22 protein-coding genes are annotated in these 22,695 nt (G+C 61.9%); 11 read left to right on the top strand and 11 right to left on the bottom strand.

The window, feature by feature from the left end; translation table 11 throughout:
* Position 1: 1 nt before the first annotated feature.
* Both ggt and FHT79_RS22030 read right to left on the bottom strand, forming a co-directional pair.
* Entirely contained in the window at positions 2-1,738 is a 1,737-nt protein-coding gene (gene ggt / locus FHT79_RS22035) for a gamma-glutamyltransferase (RefSeq protein ID WP_183904104.1), read from the bottom strand.
* 73 nt (positions 1,739-1,811) lie between these two features.
* On the bottom strand, positions 1,812-2,666 hold the full coding sequence (locus tag FHT79_RS22030; protein ID WP_183904103.1) for a helix-turn-helix transcriptional regulator: 855 nt from the start codon (positions 2,664-2,666) through the stop codon (positions 1,812-1,814).
* Between the two features lie 116 nt (positions 2,667-2,782).
* On the opposite strand from FHT79_RS22030, the gene FHT79_RS22025 reads away from it, so the two are divergent.
* Complete coding sequence (locus FHT79_RS22025) at positions 2,783-3,499, top strand: SDR family oxidoreductase (protein ID WP_183904102.1); 717 nt, start codon at positions 2,783-2,785, stop codon at positions 3,497-3,499.
* A gap of 25 nt (positions 3,500-3,524) precedes the next feature.
* On the opposite strand, the gene FHT79_RS22020 is transcribed toward FHT79_RS22025, so the two are convergent.
* The 6 genes from FHT79_RS22020 to FHT79_RS21995 all read right to left on the bottom strand — a co-directional run bounded on the left by FHT79_RS22020 (position 3,525) and on the right by FHT79_RS21995 (position 7,505).
* Entirely contained in the window at positions 3,525-4,580 is a 1,056-nt protein-coding gene (locus FHT79_RS22020) for an alpha/beta hydrolase (protein WP_183904101.1), read from the bottom strand.
* A 118-nt stretch (positions 4,581-4,698) separates the two neighbouring features.
* On the bottom strand, positions 4,699-5,313 hold the full coding sequence (locus tag FHT79_RS22015) for a hypothetical protein (RefSeq protein WP_028755487.1): 615 nt from the start codon (positions 5,311-5,313) through the stop codon (positions 4,699-4,701).
* Between the two features lie 112 nt (positions 5,314-5,425).
* Positions 5,426-5,551 carry a type B 50S ribosomal protein L36 gene (ykgO, locus tag FHT79_RS22010; RefSeq protein ID WP_003582204.1) on the bottom strand — a complete coding sequence of 42 codons (126 nt, stop codon included), beginning with the start codon at positions 5,549-5,551 and terminating at the stop codon, positions 5,426-5,428.
* A gap of 179 nt (positions 5,552-5,730) precedes the next feature.
* Entirely contained in the window at positions 5,731-6,792 is a 1,062-nt protein-coding gene (locus FHT79_RS22005; protein WP_183904100.1) for a 5-(carboxyamino)imidazole ribonucleotide synthase, read from the bottom strand.
* Complete coding sequence (gene purE, locus FHT79_RS22000; RefSeq protein WP_028755489.1) at positions 6,789-7,283, bottom strand: 5-(carboxyamino)imidazole ribonucleotide mutase; 495 nt, start codon at positions 7,281-7,283, stop codon at positions 6,789-6,791. Before purE ends, FHT79_RS22005 begins: the two co-directional genes overlap by 4 nt.
* A gap of 18 nt (positions 7,284-7,301) precedes the next feature.
* Positions 7,302-7,505 carry a YdcH family protein gene (locus FHT79_RS21995; RefSeq protein WP_017968168.1) on the bottom strand — a complete coding sequence of 68 codons (204 nt, stop codon included), beginning with the start codon at positions 7,503-7,505 and terminating at the stop codon, positions 7,302-7,304.
* A gap of 228 nt (positions 7,506-7,733) precedes the next feature.
* Here FHT79_RS21995 and FHT79_RS21990 point away from each other — a divergent pair, with 228 nt between their 5' ends.
* Entirely contained in the window at positions 7,734-7,907 is a 174-nt protein-coding gene (locus tag FHT79_RS21990) for a DUF465 domain-containing protein (protein ID WP_047616443.1), read from the top strand.
* A 274-nt stretch (positions 7,908-8,181) separates the two neighbouring features.
* On the opposite strand, the gene FHT79_RS21985 is transcribed toward FHT79_RS21990, so the two are convergent.
* Both FHT79_RS21985 and FHT79_RS21980 read right to left on the bottom strand, forming a co-directional pair.
* Complete coding sequence (locus tag FHT79_RS21985; protein WP_017962043.1) at positions 8,182-8,442, bottom strand: metalloregulator ArsR/SmtB family transcription factor; 261 nt, start codon at positions 8,440-8,442, stop codon at positions 8,182-8,184.
* A gap of 121 nt (positions 8,443-8,563) precedes the next feature.
* A complete protein-coding gene (locus tag FHT79_RS21980; RefSeq protein ID WP_183904099.1) occupies positions 8,564-9,328 on the bottom strand; it encodes a sulfite exporter TauE/SafE family protein in 765 nt (254 codons plus the stop codon).
* A gap of 107 nt (positions 9,329-9,435) precedes the next feature.
* Here FHT79_RS21980 and FHT79_RS21975 point away from each other — a divergent pair, with 107 nt between their 5' ends.
* Positions 9,436-10,089 (top strand): thiamine phosphate synthase, encoded by a 654-nt coding sequence (locus FHT79_RS21975; protein ID WP_028755491.1) that lies wholly within the window; start codon positions 9,436-9,438, stop codon positions 10,087-10,089.
* 10 nt (positions 10,090-10,099) lie between these two features.
* Positions 10,100-11,182: a tetratricopeptide repeat protein gene (locus tag FHT79_RS21970; protein WP_183904098.1), complete on the top strand. Its 1,083-nt coding sequence runs from the start codon at positions 10,100-10,102 to the stop codon at positions 11,180-11,182.
* A gap of 19 nt (positions 11,183-11,201) precedes the next feature.
* Here FHT79_RS21970 and FHT79_RS21965 read toward each other — a convergent pair whose 3' ends face one another.
* The gene (locus FHT79_RS21965; protein ID WP_183904097.1) at positions 11,202-12,950 is read right to left on the bottom strand and encodes a chemotaxis protein; all 1,749 of its coding nucleotides are present in this window, start codon (positions 12,948-12,950) and stop codon (positions 11,202-11,204) included.
* Positions 12,951-13,291: 341 nt separating this feature from the next.
* On the opposite strand from FHT79_RS21965, the gene FHT79_RS21960 reads away from it, so the two are divergent.
* From FHT79_RS21960 to FHT79_RS21930, 7 genes are all read left to right on the top strand, one after another.
* Positions 13,292-13,621: an STAS domain-containing protein gene (locus tag FHT79_RS21960; protein ID WP_183904096.1), complete on the top strand. Its 330-nt coding sequence runs from the start codon at positions 13,292-13,294 to the stop codon at positions 13,619-13,621.
* The gene (locus FHT79_RS21955) at positions 13,618-13,986 is read left to right on the top strand and encodes a response regulator (RefSeq protein ID WP_028755495.1); all 369 of its coding nucleotides are present in this window, start codon (positions 13,618-13,620) and stop codon (positions 13,984-13,986) included. The genes FHT79_RS21960 and FHT79_RS21955 overlap by 4 nt, the downstream gene beginning before the upstream one ends.
* Complete coding sequence (locus tag FHT79_RS21950; RefSeq protein ID WP_047616730.1) at positions 13,983-16,040, top strand: chemotaxis protein CheA; 2,058 nt, start codon at positions 13,983-13,985, stop codon at positions 16,038-16,040. Before FHT79_RS21955 ends, FHT79_RS21950 begins: the two co-directional genes overlap by 4 nt.
* The gene (locus FHT79_RS21945; protein ID WP_047616455.1) at positions 16,037-16,546 is read left to right on the top strand and encodes a chemotaxis protein CheW; all 510 of its coding nucleotides are present in this window, start codon (positions 16,037-16,039) and stop codon (positions 16,544-16,546) included. Before FHT79_RS21950 ends, FHT79_RS21945 begins: the two co-directional genes overlap by 4 nt.
* Before the next feature lie 31 nt (positions 16,547-16,577).
* Complete coding sequence (locus FHT79_RS21940; protein WP_047616457.1) at positions 16,578-18,287, top strand: methyl-accepting chemotaxis protein; 1,710 nt, start codon at positions 16,578-16,580, stop codon at positions 18,285-18,287.
* Between the two features lie 223 nt (positions 18,288-18,510).
* Positions 18,511-20,433 (top strand): methyl-accepting chemotaxis protein, encoded by a 1,923-nt coding sequence (locus FHT79_RS21935; protein WP_183904095.1) that lies wholly within the window; start codon positions 18,511-18,513, stop codon positions 20,431-20,433.
* A 193-nt stretch (positions 20,434-20,626) separates the two neighbouring features.
* Entirely contained in the window at positions 20,627-22,684 is a 2,058-nt protein-coding gene (locus FHT79_RS21930; protein WP_047616461.1) for a methyl-accepting chemotaxis protein, read from the top strand.
* Positions 22,685-22,695 lie beyond the last annotated feature (11 nt).

Here is a 22,695-nt window from a genome sequence, read left to right as displayed (position 1 = left end):
GTCAGTAGCCGTTCGCCGACCCTTCCGCCGCGCGGCTGTCCATGGCGCCGTTATACCGGGCGCCGCCACCCTTTTCGATGGCGGCAAGACTTTTGCCGCCGACGAGGATGCCGGCGGCTTGGCCCCATTGTGGCGCGTCATTGCCGCCATCGAAGCTGTAGCCCATGGCGGCGAGCGTCTTTTCGGTGTCGGGCGAAAGCGCATAGGGTTCGAGATAGATCTTGTCGGGCTGCCATTGATGGTGCACACGCGGAGCATTGACCGCCTGGCTGATATCCATGCCGAAATCGACGACGTTGAGGATCGCTTCCAGCGTGATGGTGATGATGCGCGAGCCGCCGGGGCTGCCGATCACCATGAAAGGCTTGCCGTCCCGGGTCACGATCGTCGGGCTCATCGAGGAGAGCGGCGTCTTCTTCGGGGCGATGGCATTGGCCTCGCCCTGCACCAGTCCGTAAAGGTTCGGCACGCCTGTTTTGGAGGTGAAATCATCCATCTCGTTGTTGAGCAGGACGCCGGTGCCCGGCGCCACGACGGCGGCGCCGAAGGAGCCGTTCAGCGTATAGGTGACGGCAACCGCATTGCCCTCGTCGTCGATGATCGAATAATGCGTCGTCTCGGTACTTTCCTTGCCGCCGAGCGGTTTGAGGTTCGCCGAGGTGCCGGCCTTGTACGGATCGATCTTGGCGGCGATTTCCAAGGCATACTTCTTGTCGAGCAGTTTCGTGACCGGGTTTTCGACGAAATCGGGGTCACCGAGTGCGGCATTGCGGTCGACATAGGCATAGCGCATCGCCTCGACCATGATGTGTACGGTTTCGGCCGAATTGTAGCCGAGATAGGAGAGCGGATAGCCTTCGAGAACATTGAGGATCTCGCAGATGATCACGCCGCCGGAGGAGGGCGGCGGCGAGGAGATGATGTCGTAGCCGCGGTAATTGCACTCGATCGGCTTCAACTCGCGCACGGCATATTGCTCGAAATCCTCCTTGGCGAGAATGCCGCCCTTGGCTTGGCTCGCCTTGACGATCGCTTCGGCGGGCGCGGCCTTGTAGAAGGCGTCGGGACCTTTTTCGGAGATGCCGGCCAGGACGGCGGCAAGGTCCGGCTGCAGGAGTTTCTCACCCGATGCATAGGGCTTGCCGTCGGGTTTCAGGAAGATCCTCGCTGCCGCATCATCCTTGGCGAGGCGCTTGGCGCTGCCGGCGAAACTTGCAGCGTCACCCTGTTCCAGCGTGAAGCCCTCTTTGGCGAAACGGAGTGCCGGCGCGATCAGATCCTGGCGCGATTTCGTGCCGTATTTTTCGCGTGCGGTCTCCAATCCCATGACGGAGCCGGGCACGCCGACGGCGAGATAACCGTCGAGGCTGGCGCGCGGCACGATATCGCCCTTGGCATCGAGATACATGGTCTTCGTCGCGGCAAGCGGCGCGCGTTCGCGGAAATCGAGGAAGGTCTTCGTACCGTCTTTCAGGCGGATGGTCATGAAACCGCCGCCGCCAAGATTGCCGGCCGAGGGATAGACGACCGCCAGGGCATAACCGACGGCGACCGCCGCATCGACGGCATTGCCGCCGCTCTTCAGCACTTCGACGCCGACATCGGTCGCCAAATGCTGGGCGGTGACGACCATGCCGTGCTCGGCTTCGACTGGTGCGGGCGAGGCGGCGAAAGCCGAGGTCAGGCTCAGCGACAATGCTGATATGACGGAGATCGTCCCGATATGCAGGCGGCCCATGATTTCCCTCCTATGGATAATGATGGAAAACATATGGGGCAGCGGCAGTTCGCGGCAATGCAAGGGATCAGCTTTAGGTGAGGAGTTCGGCGAGTTTTCTGTTGGTCTCGTCGTCATCGAGGGGCGTATAGACGATGAGCTTCATCTCCGGCCGGTTCGTCAGTGTCAGGCCGGTATGCTCGAAGGCCATGCGGCCCTTGACGGGATGATCGATACGCTTGATGCCGGACAGCGGGCTGATGACCTCGTGGCGCTGCCACCAGTCACGAAATTCGTCGCTTGCCTCTTTCAGCAGTGCGATCAGCCGTTCAAAATCCGGATCACCGGCATAACGCGCGCTGTCGGCGCGGAACATCGCTAGCGAGACGCGGGCAACCGATTCCCAATCGACGAGCAGCCGGCGATGCGCGGGGTCCGCGAAGAGACGGTGCATGATGTTGCGTTCGTCGCGGTCGAGCGTGTCATAACCGCCGAAAAGCACGTCGGCGGCACGGTTCCAGGCAAGCACGTCCCATCGACGGCCGAGCACATAAGCCGGCTGGTGGGTCAGATTGGCGAGCATGCGCTGCAGCGGTTCGTCGACGCATTCGGGAGCAGACGACGTTGGTTGTGGCGCCTGGCGATTGTTGAGGGTGAAGAGATGCCGGCGCTCGGCTTCGTCGAGGCGCAGCGCATCGGCAAGGGCGTTGAGGACCTGCACGGAAGGCCTGATGTCGCGGCCCTGTTCCAGCCATGTGTACCAGGTGGTGCCGACGCCGGCGAGCATGGCGAGTTCCTCGCGCCTCAGACCCGGCGTGCGCCGTCGAAATCCCTCCGGCAGGCCGACCTCGGAGGGCGTCAGCCGCTCGCGGCGGGAACGCAGGAAGGCCGCGAATTCGCGGCGGCGGGCTTCGAATGTGTCGGCTCTATGGTCCATGGCAGCAATCATATCAGTATCGATACCAGGATAAAACTGGAACTGGTTGCCGTTTCCAGGCCACGCATGATGCCGGTGTCGCAGGTGCTTGAAGCGCCTGCGGCCCGATCAATTCAAGGAGCAGCATCATGTCTTTGCAGCATGTGGTCGTCATCGGCGGTTCTTCCGGCATCGGCCTCGCCACGGCGACATTACTTTTGAAACAAGGATATAGGGTCACTATTGCAGGCCGTGACGGCGAAAAACTCGCGGCGGTCAAGGCTTCGCTCGGTGGTAATCTGCGCAGCCTGGTGCTCGATGCGACGCAGCTTTCCACGCTCGGGGAGGCTTTTGGCGAGATCGGCGCGTTCGACCATCTGGTGCTGGCGATGGGCAGCGGCCATGGCGCCGGACCTTTTGCATCGCTCGATATGGCGGATCTGCTTGCCGGGTTCCAGACCAAGCTCATTCCGCATGCCGCGGTAACCCAGGCGGCGTTGCCGCTGTTGCAGCCGGGCGGCAGCATCACTTTCGTTTCGGCGGTCAGCGCGCAGGCCGCGATGCCCGGTACGGCTGGGCTTGCTGCCGTCAATGCCGGCATCGAGGCGATGGTGCCGGTGCTGGCGGCCGAGTTGAAGCCGTTGCGTGTCAACGGCGTTTCCCCTGGGGTCGTCGATACGCCTTGGTGGAGTTTCCTGCCGCCTGAGCAGCGCGGCAGCGTCTTTGCGGATTTCGCAGGCCGCACGCCGGTCGGCCGTGTCGGCAGGCCGGAGGATATTGCGGAGGCGATCGCCTTCCTGGTCGGAAACACCTTCATGAGTGGCCATATCATCACCTGCGATGGCGGCGTGCGTCTTGGCGCCTGAGGCAGGTAAATTCAAACCGGAGAGGTCATGCGCCGTGCAGGGCGCCTGGCCCCAATGGCGACACGACTGCGACCTTTCGATCACGTGATGCGGCGGCAAGCCTTTCCTCGGCGCTGCGGGCGATTGCCTGCAGGTCGCGCGGCTTGCCTGATATCTTCTCCATGGCGGCGATGACGACATCGGTTGCGAGGTAGTCCGGCTTATGGCCGACGCCGCGAACGGTGACGAGCTCGGAGCCCGATATGTCGCGGGCAAGGCCGCGCGAATGCAGGTGCTCCCAGACGATCTCGTCGCGGTCGCCTGTTATGATGACGGTCGGCGCGGTGATCTGCGAGTAGAGCGGCGACTGTTCCTTCACATAGGCCAGCAGTCTTTTGAAATCGGCGGCGTTGTTGTGGAAGGCGCGGGGCCGCAGCACCAGTGACGGGCCGGTTTTTTCGATATAGTCGGCCGGGCGCGGATTGGGGCGGAAGACGTTCAGCGTGCCGCGCTCCAGCCGGCTCAGCCCGAGCGGCACGACGATCGCATGGTTGAAGAGCCAGCCGACGACCGGCACGGTTGCGACATGATAATACCAGTCGATGCCGCCCGGCCATGGATGGGTGGCGGGTGCGAGGAACAGCAGGCCTGATGTCTTATCGGGATGGCGCAGGCCGAAGGCGGCGGTGATCGCGCCGCCGAAGGAATGGCCGACAATGATCGCCTTCTCGATGCCGCGCTTTTCCATCAGCCTGGCGATCGCATCGGCCTGGCCGGAGGGAACGGCGTTCTCAGGGCCGCCGCGCTCGGAATAACCGTGACCGGGACGATCAACGAACAGCATTTCCGCCCGGCCTACGAGTGCTGCGCGAAAGGCGACGACCTGGTCGAGCAGATTGCCGCTGGCGCCATGAATGAAGACAAGCGGCGGCAGATCCGCATTTTCGGGACGCTTGATGTGGACGGCATTCATGCAGTAGCCGCCGACATCCGTCAGTTCGCCGATATTAGGATAGGCGTGTTCGAATTGCCGCGCCTTATAGGATGAGTAACCGATGGCGGCGGCGAGCGGGGCGAGAAGAGCGGAAACTTCTGCAAGCATGATGTTAACAACGAGCGACAGTTGCGGGATGAGCTGCGGGCGGACAAACCGCTACATCATTCCCTCTATATTCTATAATTGCGCGACGTGATCCGACGTCAAGATGTCAGCCCGGGAATCAGGTGCGGTTGCCGGCGAGTTTTTCGGCAAGCGTGTTGACCTGTTCCTGCGCGGTGCGTTCGGCGGGATAGACATCGAGGAAACGCTCCCAGGCCTTCAAGGTCAGTTGGTCGTTGCCGGAATTGCTGAGAATCGCCGCCATGCCGGAGAGTGCGCCGAAATGGCGCGGCTCGAGATCGAGCACACGTTCGATGTCGGACATCGACTTGCGATAATTGCCCATGACGAAATTCAGCGTGGCGCGGCGGTTCCAGCTTTCGGCATAATCGGGCTTCAGCGCGATCGCCTCGTCGAGGAAGTCGAGGGCAGCCGGATTGCGCTTTTCCTCGATCGCCTTGTCGGCCCACTGCATCAGCAGATTGATGGTGGCGCTGCCGGAATCGTTCCACTCCATGCGGATTTCATTGGCGATGCTGCTGGCCTTGTCGGGGTCGCGCTCACGCTTCAACTGGCTGAAGAGCTGGTCGAGGTGCTGCTTCGGCGAACTGCTGACATCCGTCTGTTCGACGATGACGTCCTTTTCCGCGGCGGTGGCCGGAAAAGTGGCGGAGAGGAGAATGAGGGCGAGCGGCAGCGCCGCTGATGTCAAAGCAAAAAAGCGCATGGCGGACATATTAGCCCGCCAACGCCGAAGATCAAACAAATTTGACGTGATCACCATAGTGACCCACCGGATATATCCGCCGGCGCAAGCTCACGCTGCGCGGCGATCCGGATGCGCGAAATCAGCCCTGACGAGCCTTGTAGCGCGGGTTCAGCTTGTTGATGATGTAGATGCGGCCCTTGCGGCGAACCAGACGGTTGTCACGGTGACGAGCCTTGAGCGACTTGAGCGAATTCTTGATCTTCATTTTTCTGATCCGCGATCTCTATGGGGGAATTCACATTCGCCCGTATCTTTAACAATCAAAAGCGCGCCATCGGGCGCGCTCTTTAGGTGGGGGAGCAGATACCTCTTCACCTTTTCCATGTCAACCGCATGAAGGTGTTTTTCCCAAGGCGTCGCGGTGTTTTCTCAAGCCGAAACCGGTTATTTCGGCGTCAAGGTGGTGACGTGGCCCATCTTGCGGCCGGAGCGCCACTCGGTCTTGCCATAGAGATGAACCAGCGTATCGGGACGCTGCAACCAGTCGGGAACGGCAAGGATATCGTCGCCGATCAGGTTCTGCATGACGCAGTCGGAATGGCGCTCGCCATTGCCGAGAGGCAGGCCGGCGACGGCGCGGATATGCTGCTCGAACTGGCTGACGACGCAGGCGGCTTCCGTCCAGTGACCGGAGTTGTGGACACGCGGCGCCATCTCGTTGGCGATCAGACCACCGTCGGGCAGCACGAAGAATTCGATGCCGATGACGCCGACATAGTTCAAGGCGGCGAGGATCTTTTCGGCCGATCGGCGCGCAATATCCGCCGTCGCTGGCGAGATCGTAGCGGGAACCGTCGAGGTGTGAAGGATGCCGCTGCGGTGGACATTCTCGGCGGGATCGAAGCAGACGACCGTGCCGTCGGTGGCCCGCGCGGCGATGATCGAGACCTCGCGCTCGAAGGCGACGAAACTTTCGAGGATGAGTGGCACGCCGCCGAGCGCGGCATAGGCGCCATCTGCGCTGTCGGCGACGGAGCGGAAAACCATCTGGCCCTTGCCGTCATAACCGAGACGGCGCGTCTTCAGCACGCCCTGACCGCCGAAATCCTTCAGTGCCATCTCGAGATCGGCCTGGCTGTCGACCGCATGGAAGCGGGCGGTCGATATGCCGCAGCCATTGAGAAAGCGCTTTTCGACGAGGCGGTCCTGGGCGGCTTCCAGTGCCTTCGGCGGCGGATAGACGGACACGCTCGCCGAGAGCGTCTCGGCAGCTGCGACGGGCACGTTCTCGAATTCGTAGGTGACGACATCGCAGATATCAGCGAGTTCGGCGAGTGCCGCCGGATCGTCATAGGCGGCGGTAATCTGCCGGTTGGCGAGCTGGGCGGCCGGGCAGTCCGCCTGCGGCTCGAGGATGACCGTGCGAAAATTCAATCTGGCGGCGGCAATGGCCAGCATGCGGCCAAGCTGGCCGCCGCCGATAATGCCGATCGTTCTTGCCGTCATAGGTCGTCCATCGGGTATTCGGCGACGGCAGCACTCTGGCGCTCGCGCCATTCGTCGAGCCGGTCGGCGATTTCTTCGTCGGAAAGGGCAAGGACGGCGGCGGCGAGAAGGGCGGCATTGACCGCGCCGGCCTTGCCGATGGCGAGCGTGCCCACCGGAATGCCGGCCGGCATCTGCACGATGGAAAGAAGGCTGTCCTGGCCGGACATGGTCTTTGACTGGACCGGCACGCCGAAGACCGGCAGCGGCGTCATCGATGCGGCCATACCCGGCAGGTGGGCAGCGCCGCCGGCGCCGGCGATGATGACCTTGAAGCCCTCAGCCCGCGCTCCCTTGGCGAAATTGACCAGCCGGTCGGGTGTGCGGTGCGCCGAAATGATGCGCGCATCGTAAGGGATCTCAAGCGCCTCCAGCGTGTCGGCGGCGTTCTTCATGGTCTCCCAGTCGGACTGGCTGCCCATGATGATGGCGACGGGCGGTCTGTCTGTCATCGTTGCTGCTATTCCCTCTCAGGCGATGATGTCAGGGATGATCTGATCTTCCAGCTTGGAGAGCCTGTCCTTGATGACGAGCTTCTTCTTTTTCATACGCTGGATCCGCAGAGCATCGCATCCGGTCTGGATCATGGCGTTGATCGCGGCGTCGAAATCCTCATGCTCCTGACGCAGACGCGCCACTGTGAGCCTGATTTCCGCCTGTTCCTGATCGGCCATATGCAATCCCCGTTATCGTCCTCGGACCTTGTCCGATCTGCCGATGATTTCCGCAAGCTCCTATCACCAAATACAGGTAACGGCTAGTTAGTCTTGATCATGAAATTGCCATCCAGTCTTCATCTTTTGGCCTTCGACAAGCCTTCAAAAATATGTCACAGTCCCCGCCGTTGACACCTTGATCCCCGACGATGATGGCCGGGGAGGGTAAGAGGAAGGAAGGGTCATATGACTGTTCAAGCTCATCTTGAGTCACTCCAGAAAAAGCATGTTGCTCTCGAGGAGGAGTTGCACACGCTCAGAACATCTCCCTCTATTTCCGATACGGAACTTGCCGAGTGCAAGCGCCGCAAGCTGCGCATCAAGGACGAGATTCAGCGTCTTAAGTCATCCGTCCACTGATCTTCCCAAGGGTCGCCGGACGATCATCTTGCGCAAAGAGGTAAATCCATCCATTCCGCCTAAAATCAGCAAGAACCGGTGATCACACACTCGATTTGCGCCAGTCCGATGCCCGCCGCATCGCGGCTGGCGCTTTTGGTTCGTCAAGCTTCAAAGGGTCTGATGATCCGCATCGAGTTTCCGGCCGGCATAATTTTACCCTGAAGCGGAACTGCTCGGGATAAAATTATGCGATTCAAAGTGATAAAACGTCTTCAGAGACGCGTGACGTGCATCAGGCCCAGAATTGATCAAGCCATAAATTGAGCGTGTCGAAGCCGCGGTTGTTGACCGCGTAGATGCGCTTCGTGCCTTCGGATGTCACCGAAACAAGATTGCTGTCCAACAGCGCTTTCAGGTGTTGCGAAACGGCGGGGCGGCTGATCGGCAGACCCTCGGCGAGTTCATTGACCGTCCGTGGTGCGCGGCGCAGTTCCTCCAGCAGAAACCGCCGGTTCGGATCGGCAATCGCAGAGAAAGGGTCCGTGTTCGACATGGCGGGAACGCTACGTCAAACCGGGCGCTCCAGCAAGGAAATTGTGCATTGCAGCGTGCGGCAATTCAAAGTGCTGCAGCGTTCCTCGCGCGTCTCAAAAGAAGCGCGGCGCTTCAGGGTTTCACCAACCAAGGCCATCGCGCACGATCAGGAAGGCAGCGATCAGCGCCATCGCATACATGAAGGGATAGAAGATCTGTGGCCTCATGCGGCGCACGCACCATGCGCCGGCAAAGGTGGCGAGCGGGGCAAAGGGCAGGAGCGTCGCGGAGGTCGCAAGGTTCTGGGTGTCGAGTTGGCCGAGCGCGAAATAGGGGATCAGCTTGATGGCGTTGAGGATCGCAAAGAAGCGCACACTGGTGCCGGTATATTCGCGTGGCTGCAATTTGAGCGGCAGGGCATAGATCTGGAAGGGCGCGCCGCCGGCATGGGCGACGAAGCTGCCGTAGCCGGAAAATGTACCCCAGAGGCTGGCGGCCACCGGCCGCTGGCCGCGCGGCGGGATCACCTTGCCGGCGCCCGGGCCGAAATTATTCCAAAAATAGCGCAGGCAGAAGAGGATGGTCACCGCGCCGATGACAATGCGCAGCATGCTGCCCGGAACGAGTGCCGAGGTCGCCCAGCCGAGCGCGATGCCGAAGACTGCGCCCGGCAGCATGATCTTCAGCGTCGCCCAGTCGCCATGCTTGCGCCAGATGACGAGCGAGATCATGTCCATGAAGACCAGGATCGGCAACAGGATCGCCGCCGCTTCGACCGGCGAGACGACGAGGGCGAGGAAAGGCAAGCCGATCAGCGACAAAGCGTCGCCCATGCCGCCCTTTGCGAGGCCCACCAGCAGAACCGCGGGCACGGCGGCGTAGTAGAATGACAAATCCTGCGGCATGCTTTCGACGTCCTCCTCTTGCAAGCCTCGTCTAACGGAACTACTCACACAAAACGAGTGCGGATCCCTCATTTCGAAGGGGAATTCGCCGGAAACGGAAAGACCTCATGACCGAACCGGAAAACCGCTGCCGCCTTGTGCTCATCGCACCTGATATTGCCGATGCCGATGAACAGGCAAAGATCGTCGCCGACGCGCTGAAGGGCGGCGACGTCGCTTCGGTGATCGTGCCGCAATACGGGCTCGACGACGGCGCCTTCCAGAAACATGCCGAAAAGCTGGTGCCGCTGATCCAGGATGCCGGAGCGGCTGCGCTGATTTCAGGCGACAGCCGCGTCGCAGGCCGGGCGAAGGCCGATGGCCTGCATCTTTCCGGCAATGCGGAGGCGCTTTCGGAAGCGATCGACAAACACGCGCCGAAGCTGATCATCGGCGGCGGCAACGCGGCTGACCGCCACCACGCGCTGGAGATCGGCGAAGTCAGGCCGGACTATATCTTTTTTGGCAAGCTCGACGGCGACATCAAGCCGGAGGCCCATCCGAAGAACCTTGCGCTCGGCGAATGGTGGGCCTCGATGATCGAGATTCCCTGTATCGTCATGGGCGGCACCGATCCGGCCTCGGCGCTTGCCGTTGCCGAGACCGGAGCGGAGTTCGTGGCGCTGCGGCTGGCGGTCTTCGGCGAGCCCGGCCGGGCGCCGTCGATCGTCGCCGAAATCAACGCGTTGCTTGACGAAAAAGCGCCACGGTTTGAGGATTGAAATCGCGCTCATGCCGATCCCGCCCGTCCGCCTTTTGAAATTTGCCCTTGCCAGCGTGGCGGCCTTGGTTGCTGCCGGGCCGGATCTCGCTTTGGCGCAGGCGCCGGATAGCGTCATCAGCCAGCCGGGCACGGCGCCGTCTTCGACCTTCCGCACCGACCGGCCCACTGGCCCGGATGTCAAGCCCTCCGATGGTGTTGGCGTGTTCGACCGTATGGGCGCGAAGCTGCCGGACCTGCCGCCGGAAAAGGATTACAAGGGGCCGATCGACGAGGCTTACGGCGCCTTCCAGCGCGGGTATTACCTGACGGCAATGGACAAGGCGCTGCCGCGCGCCCAGCTCGGCGATCCGGCGGCGCAAACGCTGATCGGCGAAATCCTCTCGCAGGGCCTCGGCGTCAAGAAGGACGTGAAGAATGCCGCCTTCTGGTATGGCAAGGCGGCCGAAGGCGGCGATGCGGCAGCCATGTTCAAATATGCGCTGATCCTGATGGAAGGCCAGGGCGTGCCGCGTGACAAGGTCAAGGCCGACGACTACATGCGCAAGGCGGCCGAGGCGGGCAATCCTTCAGCGGAGTTCAACTGGGCGCAGCTTCTCATCGCCGACAATCCCGGCGAGAAGGGGCTGAAGCTTGCGCTGCCGTTCTACGAGAAATCGGCCGAGCAGGGCATTGCCGATTCGCAATATGCGGTGGCGCAGATCTACGCGACGCTGAAGGACCTGCCGGAGGAAAAGAAGCAGCTCGCCCGCGAGTGGATGGCGCGGGCGGCGCGCGCCGGCTTCGACACCGCCCAGCTCGACCTCGGCATCTGGCTCGTCAATGGCGTCGGCGGACCGAAGGATTACGTCAAGGGTTTCGAATGGCTGAAACTTGCCGCCAATGGCGGCAATGTCGTGGCGCAGAACAAGCTCGCCCACCTCTACATCAACGCCATCGGCACGCCGCCCGATCCGATCGAGGCAGCGAAGTGGTACGTGCTGTCTCGGCGTGCCGGGCTTGCCGATCCGTCGCTTGAGGATTTCTATCTCGGTATCGAGGACGATCAGCAGAAGGCGGCGATCGAGGCCGCCAACAAGTTCCGGCGGCGATAGCGGCCCGACGCAACGCGCTTTAAAAAAGCGCGTCGGCGAACAGATCTTCGTCGTTTTCGGCTTTGGTGATCTCGGTGGGGGCGGGGGCGGGAGCGCTGTCCGCGGTCGCCGGGATGATGTCGCGATGAATGCTGCGCTCGTGGACCATCGTGTAGTGCTTGAAGATCGTGCGGTCGAGCGGCGCGATCGTCTCGGCGAGATCCGAGATATCTTCGATATCGCTGCCGGCGATGCCTTCGAGCAGATCGGCGCAGCGGCCAAGGACTTCGCCGAGATCATGCTGGAAATCGAGCTTGCCGATCAGCAGGCTGATCTTGGTGGCGACCTCGCGGCCGTTCTCGGCGAGCACTTTCAGCTCATTTTCCATAACGTTGGCTGCGGAGCGGATGTTGCCGACGGCTGACGTCAGGCTCTCCCCGAGGTTGCCGGCCCCGGCGCCGGCAGCGGGGGCGACGCGTCCGGCTGCGGCTTCGAGCGCCGGCAGGCCGTTGACGATGGCGTCGGCGGAATCGTCAAGCTTGCCGGCGAAGATGCGCAGCTCGGCGGTGACGACGTTGATCGACTTGCCTTCCTCGCCGAGACGGCTGCAGCGCAGGTTGGTATTCAAGGCCATATAATGGATGTCGGTCTTGACGGCGCGGATATTTGCGATGGCTTCGGAGAGCTTGGCGGCCGTGCCGATCGTCGACTGGCTCACCTGGTCGGCCTGGCGGCTTGCCGTATCGACCTGCTTGACGATTTCGTGAGCGGCCGAAACGCTGGATTCGAGCGCGCGCATGAAGTTGCCGCCGGCTTCGCCGCTCTGCCCGCTCATCTGATCGCGAAGCTTGAGGATCTCCCGCATGTCGTGTCCGAAACTCGCGATCGTCTTGACGACATTCTCTGAATCCCGCTGGAAATTGGCGCACATGTCACGCATCTGCGCTGCGGTTAGATGGTGAATGACGTTCTGAAGACGCTGGCGGGCGCCGGCGTCGAGCCTTGCACCATCCTCGCCGGCAAAAAAATCGTCGAGCGACGAAAAGGTGGCCTGCACATGCTCGATGCGCTGGCGGGTGATGTCGCCGATCTGCAGGGCAGACAGCGTCGAGCCGACCTTGCTCTGGACATCGCGGGCAATCGCGCCGACCTCGCGGGCGATGACGCCGAGATCCTTGCGGTGTGCGGCGATCTTGGCGGCATCATCGCGCAGGGCTGCGGCGACGGCCGGAACGGTCTCGGCATAACCCTTGGAAACGCTGGCGCCAAAGGAGGCGGCGAGCTTGACCTCCTTGTCGAGGCTATCGAGATGCGTGGCGAAACGGTTGACTTCGTCGGTGCCGGAATAGATGCGTTCGAGGATCTCCTGGGCGAAGCCGGCGAATTCGGCAAGGCCGGCACCGGTGATCTTCACGGTCACGGCGAAGGTTCTGAGATAACGCATCGTCTCCTGCATGTCGGAAACGTGCTTGCGCAGTTCCCTGCCGGTATGCGCCAGCGAGACCAACGCCTGCTGACGGTTTTCCTCGGTGACCGGCAACGCCTTGAGGCTCTCCACCGTGGCGCGGAGATCGGCGGTGGTATCGCTGGCTTCCTTGTTGTCGAGCGCCGTGGTCACACTCTCAAGCGAGTTCAACAGGCGGTTGAGGACATCCATCACCGACAGCAGTACGGTGCCGCCTTCGAGGAAACGTTCCTCGACCTGGTTGCGGGCGGATTCCAAGGTCCGGCTGATGTCCCGCCCCGACGAGTAGGCTGCAGCGTTCGGCGATACCAGAGCGTGTGCCAATTTTATACCTTTTCTTAAAATACAGGCAATTCAATTCTATTTTTACGGGCAGGATGGAAACGTCCGGTAAACGCGCCGGACTCGCCAGCGTTGTGATTAACGAAAGATGTCGATGCGACCCACGGCAAAGTGTCAGGGTCGAGAAATACAATTTAACACACTGTTTTTACTTTATTTATTTCTAATTTTGGAGAATAAAATACAACTTATCTCGGATGAGAATTGGGAGTCTCGGGACTCGTTATGCGGCAGTTTCCTACAACCGCTGTTTACCCCGCATTAACGCTGCCGTGAGAGTCCTTTTAGGGTCATCAAGTATTTCTCTGGCCCAGGAGGCTGCATTGGATACTCCGAAGCAATATTACGAATCTATAAATTTGCCGGATGTGCTCAGCATTCGCAACGTTTCAGAACTATATTCCAAGCTTACTGATGAATTTCATAGTCGTGATTCAATCATCATCAGCATTCCGGAAGGCGCGGAAGCGGATCTGAGTTTCGTTCAACTCATCGAATCCTCGCGCCGCCAAGCAAAATCCAAAGGAAAGACGTTCAAACTTTCTTCGCCGGCCAGCGGTTCGGTCCTGAAGGTACTTGAGCGCGCCGGTTTCATCGAATCTTTCGATCAAGAAGATGCAAATTTCTGGTTGCATAAAGAGGTAACGTTATGAGTGCAAATATCCTGACCGTCGACGATTCCGCCAGCATTCGTCTGACTACCAAGGTCACGCTGACCAATGCCGGCTATAGCGTCACCGAGGCAGTCAACGGGGCAGAGGGCCTCGCGACGGCCAAGGGCAGCACCTTCGATCTGATCGTGACCGATCTCAACATGCCTGTCATGGACGGGCTGACGATGATCGAGGAGCTTCGCAAGCTGCCGGCGCAGGCCGGCGTTCCGATCATCTTCCTGACGACGGAATCGGATGCCGATCTCAAGGCGCGTGCCAAGGCCGCCGGCGCGACCGGCTGGCTGACCAAGCCGTTCGACCCCGAAAGTCTGGTGAAAATCGTGAAAAAGGTTCTCGGACGATGAGCACGATCGATCCTGTCGCCGTATTCCGCATGGAGGCCGCCGAATGCCTCGAAGCGATCGAGGCCGGTCTTCTCGACCTGACCCACCAACTCGACAACAGGGATCTCGTCGACGCCGTGTTCCGCGGGCTCCACACGCTCAAGGGCTCTGGCGCGATGTTCGGTTTCGAGGCGCTCGCCGCCTTCACCCATCATTGCGAAACAGCCTTCGACCGCGTCCGCAAGGGTGAGGTCGCAGCGACCAGCGAACTCGTCGCCGCCGTTCTCGCCGCCCAGGACCATATGCGCGCCCTGGTCGACCAGCCGGACGCCGATCACGGCGATACCGGACATAAGCTTCTGGCGCAGCTGCAGGCCGCCGTCGGCGGCAAGGCGGCAGCGGTAGCTGCCCCTGCGGTCGCCGTTCCCCCACCCATGGCCGTGCGCGAGGCACCGGCGAAGAAGAAGAACAGCTGGCGCATTCGCTTCAGCCTGCCCGCCAATTCGATGGCCAACGGCACCAATCCGCTCGGCCTGCTGGACGAACTGCGCGATCTCGGCGAATGCACCGTGCGCGCCAATAGCTCGGCCATTCCGCCGCTCGACGAGCTCACTCCGACGGAACTCCATATCTCCTGGGACGTGACGCTGGTGAGTGATCAGGACCGTTCGGCGATCGACGACGTCTTCATCTTCGTGCTCGATGATATGGAACTCAGCGTCGAGGAAACCGACGCACCGGCAGCGGCAACGGTCGCGGCCATCGAGGAAAAGGCAGCACCAGCAACTGCCGCCGCGGCATCGACGGCGCCCGCTCCGCCGGCCGCCGTTCCGGAATTCCGTCCTGTCGAGGCGGTTCCGGCCAAGCGCGAGGCGCCCGTTGCCGTCAGCCAGGCGAAGGCGGCCGAGAACGTCCGCGTTCCGGCCGAACGTCTCGACGAGCTGATGGACCGCGTCGGCGAGCTCGTCATTGCGCAATCGCGCCTCAGCCAGCTCGCCGGCGCCAGCACCGATATCGCGCTGCGCTCCGTCTCGGAAGAAATCGAACGCCTCTCCGGCGAATTGCGCGACACGATGATGGTGCTGCGCATGGTGCCGGTCGCCACCCTCTTCTCTCGCTTCCGCCGCCTCGTCCACGATCTCGCCCGCGAGACCGGCAAGGTGATCGAGCTGGTGACGGAGGGCGAGAGCACCGAAGTCGACAAGACGGTCATCGAGCGCCTGGCCGATCCGCTGGTGCATCTGGTGCGCAACTCGATCGACCACGGCCTCGAAACGCCGGCCGATCGACTTGCCTCCGGCAAGACCGAAGCCGGCACGGTGACGCTTTCGGCCCGCCAGGCCGGTGGCGAGGTGATCATCTCGATCAAGGACGACGGCCGCGGCATCAATCGTGACCGGGTTCGCGCCAAGGCGGAATCTTCCGGCCTCATCCACCCCGGGCAGCCGCTTTCCGACTCCGAGCTGCTGCAACTGATCTTCGCCCCCGGCTTCTCGACAGCCGCGGCGATCACCAATCTGTCCGGCCGCGGGGTCGGCATGGACGTGGTCAAGAAGACGGTCGAAGCGCTTCGCGGCGCAATCGACATCGTCAGTGTGCCCGGACAGGGTTCGGAAGTGTCGCTGCGCATCCCGCTGACGCTTGCCATCATCGATGGCCTGCTGGTGCGGGTCGGTTCCGGCCGCTACGTCATCCCGCTCTCGGCGGTCGAGGAATGCCTCGAACTGTCGCTCGAGGAAGATCTCCGTTCGCGCGGCCGCAGCTTCATCTCACTGCGCGACAGCCTGGTGCCGTTCCTGCGCCTGCGCGATCTCTTCCGCACCGGCACCAAGCCCGACGTGCACCAGAAGGTCGTCGTCATCTCGACCGGCACCGAGCGTGTCGGCCTCGTCGTCGACCAGATCATCGGCGACCACCAGACGGTCATCAAGTCGATGTCGAAACTGCACAATAACGTTGCGACCTTCTCGGGCGCCACCATTCTCGGCGACGGCAGCGTCGCTCTCATTCTCGACGTCGGGCACCTGGTTGCCGCGGGTCAGCAACAGGAGGCGCAATTGCGTGTAGCAGGATGAGTGCAACAGCAGCAGCCGAACGATTTGACAATCACTGGAGTTATGCCGAGGAAGTGGAGGTCCTGACCTTCGATCTCAACGGCGAAACCTTCGCGCTGGAAGCGGTCATCGTCCAGGAAATCCTGGACCTGCTCCCTGAAACAGCGGTACCGGGCAGCCAGCCCTTCGTCGCCAGCGTCATCAACTTTCGCGGCAAGGTCATTCCGCTCGCCGATCTGCGCCTCGCCTTCGGGATGGAAGCGGCAGAAGCGACGATCGACAGCCGCATCATCGTCATCGAGATCGATCTGCAGGGCGAGCAGACGCTCGTCGGCCTCAGAACCGACAAGGTGAACGAAGTGACGACGCTTGCAAAGACCGCGAGCGAGGCTCCACCGAGCGTCGGTATGCGCTGGCGCGCCGACTACATCAACTGCCTCGTGAAAAGGGGCGGAGAATTCATCATTCTCCCTAATCTGCAGGCGATTTTCTCATCCAGGCGCGATGCGGCGGGGGCCGTTAATTGAGGCCGGATGAATTCAACGAGGGGTTTGGACCATGCGACTGACAATCAAGACGAAACTGGTGACCGCGTTCACCTTCATCATTCTGATGCTCATGGGCACCGCCGCTTACGGTGTCCTCAGCCTTGGATCGCTGAACGACACGATCGATAAGCTTCTCTCCGGCCCGGCAGCCCGCCTCGATCTCGCGCAGCAGATCAATATCGCCCAGCTCGAGGCCATCCGCCAGCAGAAGAACCTGCTCACCGCCCGGACCGCAGACGAGTCGGCCGGGGCAATCGCCAAGGGCAATCAGGCCCGCAAGGAATTCGCCGACGCCTTCAGCCATGTGCTGGCGCTGGCAACGGAAGAGGGCAAAGTGCGCTGGGCACGCATCGCCGAGCTGTCCAAGACCTTCAATGCGGCCGACGATCAGATCCGCGAATATGTGAAGGCCGGCAATGCCGAAGGCGCAAATGCCATCTCCGTCTCGACGGCCCGGGCCGCTGCCAACGACATCGACTCGACACTCAGCGAAATCCTGGCACTTGAAAAGCAGCGTATGAAGGCTGCCGATGACGGCGCCGAAGCGCAGTACACGACGACCCGCACGACGATGATGGCAGTCGCCGCCGTCGCGCTGCTGATCGCTGCTGTCACCGCCTTCTGGATCGCCAGCACGATCAGCAAGGGCCTCAACCGCGCCAACACCGTGGTTCGCGAGGTGTCGGAGGGCGATCTGACGAAGATGGCCGATATCACCAGCCATGACGAAATCGGCGAGCTTCTGGGCAATGTCAATACGATGATCGAACGCCTGCGCGGCGTCGTCGCCGACGCATTGTCGGCCGCGGACAACGTCTCCTCTGGCAGCCAGGAACTTTCGGCGAGCTCGGAACAGGTTTCGCAGGGCGCCACCGAACAGGCGGCGTCGGCCGAAGAGGCGTCGGCCTCGATGGAGCAGATGGCCGCCAACATCAAACAGAACGCCGACAACGCCGCCCAGACGGAAAAGATTGCCCGCCAGTCGGCCAAGGACGCGGAAGCCAGCGGTGAAGCGGTGACGCGTGCCGTCGACGCCATGCGCACAATCGCCCAGAAGATCGGCATCGTCCAGGAAATCGCCCGTCAGACCGATCTTCTGGCGCTCAACGCTGCCGTCGAAGCTGCCCGTGCCGGTGAACACGGCAAGGGTTTTGCGGTCGTCGCCTCCGAGGTTCGCAAACTTGCCGAACGCAGCCAGTCGGCCGCCGCCGAAATCAGCTCGATGTCGAGCGATACGGTCAAGGCCGCCGCCGATGCCGGCGACATGCTTGGCCGGCTGGTGCCCGACATCCGCAAGACGGCAGAGTTGGTCTCCGAGATCAGTGCAGCCTGCCGCGAACAGGATATCGGCGCTTCGCAGATCAACGAGGCGATCCAGCAGCTCGACAAGGTGACGCAGCAGAATGCCGGCGCCTCCGAGCAGATGTCGGCGACCTCCGAGGAGCTCGCCTCCCAGGCCGAAGAACTGCAGGCCTCGATCGCCTTCTTCAAGGTCGATACGGCGGGTAGTGCGCGGCCCGGCGCCCAGAAGGCACAGCCAAAAGCTTCGGCCAAGGTGGTCAAAGCCCCGGCCGCTGTCCGCAAATCCGCCCCGCAAGGCCATGGACAGGGTCGCGGCCAGACGGTTTCGGCTCAGCAGCAGCGTCTCAAGGGCTTTGCTCTCGACATGTCGATGGGCGGTCCAGACGCCAGCGACGACGACTTTAGGGAGAGCGCATAAGCGCTCCTGCCCTCAATGTGATCCCTCGGGCTGCTCCGGCGGCCCGAGGAGGGAATATCCCCCAACGCATGTAGGCGTTGGCGCTGCGATGGATAGATGTCCGGCTGCCGGGAAGTGAATGCAATCGCTTTTCCCCGTTTCAACACATCAGTTCCAAGCTCGACGTCCCGCCAAGGGGACATGTCTCTCTCCATTCGTTTTGACCGCAAATCGGGGGTATCACATGCGTTTCACCATTAAACTCAAACTGGGTCTTGCCTTCGGCATCATGACGCTGCTGCTGATCGGCATCGCGGTTTATGGAAGCCTCAGCCTCGGCACCTTGAACGAGGCGAGCAGCAATATGATCGACGGCCCGATGCGCCGCCTGGAACTGGCGCTGAATGCCAATGTCGCCGAAGTCAACGCCATCCGCGCTCAGAAGAACGCGCTGCTTTCCACGGATCCCGACGCGGCCGCCGCTTTCTACAAGGAAGCCGATCAGAACCTGCAGGCCATGTTCGACGCTGTCGACGCCGGTTTTGCCATCGCCACCGCCGAAGGCAAGCCTCATTGGGAAAAGCTGAGGACGGTCGGTGGGAAATTCCGTGAAAAATCCACTGAGTTGCAGCAACTTGACGCGAAGGGCGAAAAATCAGGCGCGCTGGCGCTTTCACTCGGCGACCTTCGAGCGATGACCAATGACATGGGCGATGCAATCGCCGCCCTTACGGAGATCCAGCGCAAGGGCATGCAGGCAACCAACCACTCGAACACCGATCTTTATAATTCGACCAAGCTGATCCTCACTGCTGCTTCCGGCATCGCCGTGCTCGTCGCACTCGGCGCCGCATTGTGGATCACGCTCGGAATCAACAACGGCTTGCGGAAGATCACGACCGTCGCAAACGCCGTCGCAATCGGTGATCTCAACCAGAGGGTCGACGTCAAGACCAATGACGAGATCAAGGATCTCATCAACACGGTCAATACCATGACCGCCAATCTGCGCGCCACGGCAGCCCTTGCCGACCAGATCGCCATGGGCGACCTCAGCACCGACGCCAAGCCGCTTTCGGACAAGGATACGCTCGGCATCGCGATGCAGAGCATGATCTCCAACCTGCGAACCACCGCCGGCATCGCCGATCAGATCGCAAACGGCGACCTGACGGTGTCTCCGAAGCCGCTCTCCGACAAGGATGCGCTGGGTCTTGCCCTGGAGCAGATGGTCGAGCGCCTGCGCGGCGTCGTCGCTGACGCGATCTCGGCCGCCGAGAACGTCTCCTCCGGCAGCCAGGAACTTTCGGCGAGCTCGGAACAGGTTTCACAGGGCGCCACCGAACAGGCGGCGTCGGCCGAAGAGGCTTCCGCCTCGATGGAGGAGATGGCTTCCAACATCAAGCAGAACGCCGACAACGCTGCCCAGACCGAAAAGATTGCCCGCCAGTCGGCCAAGGATGCCGAAGCCAGCGGCGAGGCGGTTTCCCGCGCTGTCGAAGCCATGCGCACGATCGCCCAGAAGATCGGCATCGTCCAGGAAATCGCCCGGCAGACCGATCTGCTGGCTTTGAACGCCGCCGTCGAAGCTGCCCGTGCCGGTGAACACGGCAAGGGTTTTGCTGTCGTCGCCTCGGAGGTGCGTAAGCTGGCCGAACGCAGCCAGTCGGCCGCTGCCGAAATCAGCTCGATGTCGAGCGATACCGTGACGGCCGCCCAGGAAGCCGGCGACATGCTCGGTCGGCTGGTGCCCGATATCCGCAAGACGGCGGAACTGGTCTCCGAGATCAGTGCAGCCTGCCGCGAACAGGATATCGGGGCGGCCCAGATCAACGAGGCGATCCAGCAGCTCGACAAGGTGACGCAGCAGAATGCCGGCGCTTCCGAGCAGATGTCGGCGACCTCCGAGGAGCTCGCCTCCCAGGCGGAAGAACTGCAGACGTCGATCGCTTTCTTTAGGGTCGATATGGCGGGTGGGCGCCGCGACCGCACGCCGGCCGCAAAACTCACCGTCCGCAGCCGGGCTCAGGCGGCACCGCGCAAACCGGTCGGCAAGACGCCGGCCAATACGGTCGCAGGCCAGCAGGCTCGCGTGAAGGGATTTGCTCTCGACATGTCGATGGGCGGTCCCGACACGGCTGATGACGAGTTTAGGGAGAGCGCGTGAGCGCTATCCCCCTTCGCAACCGTCGTGGGCCGGCCGGCTGGCCCGCGGCACATACGTCCGGCTCGGGGGAGCTACACGGAAGTATGTTCATTTCCTTCTTTGGCATGTTTTCGCCTGCCGGAATTTCTTTGCTGCATGATGCCGCGCCGCCTGGACCATATTTAATGCCTCGCTCTCAGAGAGGAATATTGAGATGCGTATTACGATCAAACTTAAACTCGCAGCCGCGTTCGGCTTTGTCATATTGTTGTTGGTTGGCAGCGCTGTCTATGGAATCTTCAGCCTTGGCTCGCTGAACGATGCCGTCGGCAACGTTATTTCAGGCCCGGCAAAGAGGCTGGAACTGGCTCTGGAGGCAAAGACCGCCGAGCTCAATGCCGTTCGCTGGCAGAAGAATGCCCTTCTGGAAATGGATTCGGAAGGGGTCAGGAAAGACTACCAGAACTCGGCGAAGAGCATGGAAGAAATGCTTATGCTCGCGACAACCGGCCAACAGCTCGCAACTGCCGAGGGTAAGCCCATCTGGGACAGGCTGGTCGAATTGGCCAAACGTTTCGGTGAAGACTCCAACAAGGTGGCCGCCATCCAGGAAGGCGGCGACAGGGCCGGGGCTATAGCGCTTTCGTCGGGAGAGGTGCGCGCCCTCGTCATGGAACTGGAAGAGGTTTTCGATGCGCTCGTCACGCTTCAGCAGAAGGCGATGGCGCAGGCCGACAACGATACCGACACTCTTTATAGTTCGACGAAGAACATGCTGATCGGTATTGCTATCGGAGCTTCTCTCATCGCTTTCGCCGCTGCACTGTGGATCGCGCTCGGCGTCAACAGCGGCCTGCGCAAGATCATGAGCGTCGCCAGCGCCGTCGCCATCGGTGACTTGAACCAGAAGGTCGAGATCAGGAGCAACGACGAGATCAAGGATCTGGTCAATACGATCAATGTCATGACGGACAATCTCCGTAACACCGCGGAGATCGCAAACGAGATTTCGAACGGTGACCTCAGCGTCACGCCGAAGCCGCTCTCCGACAAGGATGCGCTCGGCTATGCCATGCTCGGCATGGTGACCAATCTGCGCGCGACCGCCAATGTTGCCAACCAGATCGCCGAGGGCGACCTCTCCGTCGAGGTCAAGCCGCTTTCAGCCAAGGACACGCTGGGCATCGCCATGCAGACCATGGTGGCCAATCTTCGCGTCACCGCCGATATCGCCACGCAGATCGCAAACGGCGACCTGACGGTGTCGCCGAAGCCGCTTTCTGAGAAGGACACGCTCGGCATTGCGCTCGAACAGATGGTCGAGCGTTTGAGCGACGTCGTCACCGATGCGATCTCGGCCGCCGAGAGCGTCTCGGCCGGCAGCCAGGAATTGTCCTCGAGCTCCGAGCAGGTGTCGCAGGGCGCCAGCGAACAGGCGGCGTCCGCCGAAGAGGCTTCCGCTTCGATGGAAGAGATGGCCGCCAACATCAAGCAGAACGCCGACAACGCAGCGCAAACGGAGAAGATCGCCCGTCAATCCGCCAAGGACGCGGAGACGAGCGGCAACGCCGTTGCCCGTGCCGTCGAGGCCATGCGCACGATCGCCCAGAAGATCGGGATCGTCCAGGAAATCGCCCGGCAGACCGATCTGCTGGCGCTCAACGCTGCCGTCGAAGCGGCACGCGCCGGTGAGCACGGTAAGGGTTTTGCGGTCGTCGCCTCGGAAGTGCGCAAGCTTGCCGAACGCAGCCAGTCGGCCGCCGCCGAAATCAGCGCCATGTCGGGCGATACCGTCATCGCTGCCCAGGAAGCCGGTGATATGCTCGGCCGGCTGGTGCCCGATATCCGCAAGACGGCGGAACTGGTCGCCGAGATCAGTGCCGCCTGTCGCGAACAGGATGTCGGCGCTTCGCAGATCAATGAAGCGATCCAGCAGCTCGACAAGGTGACGCAGCAGAATGCCGGCGCCTCCGAGCAGATGTCGGCGACCTCCGAGGAGCTCGCGGCTCAGGCGGAAGAACTGCAGGCCTCGATTGCCTTCTTCAAGGTCGATATGGCAGGCAGCAAGGCGGTGGTGAGCGGTCGTCAGGGTCGCGCTCCGGTCAAGATGACCACGCGCAACCCGGCTCCGGCCGCAACACGCAAGCCCGCCGGCAAGGCGTCTCCCGCCAACAGCATCGCAGGCCAGCAGGCCCGCGCCAAGGGGTTTGCCCTCGACATGTCGATGGGCGGGCCGGATACGTCAGACGATGAATTCCGGGAAAGCGCATAGGGCTTTTCGGA

Source organism: Rhizobium sp. BK212 (assembly GCF_014197475.1).
In the GTDB taxonomy this organism is placed as follows: domain Bacteria; phylum Pseudomonadota; class Alphaproteobacteria; order Rhizobiales; family Rhizobiaceae; genus Rhizobium; species Rhizobium anhuiense.
Note: the sequence above shows the minus strand (reverse complement) of the source record. Positions and strands in the feature narration are given on the sequence as shown.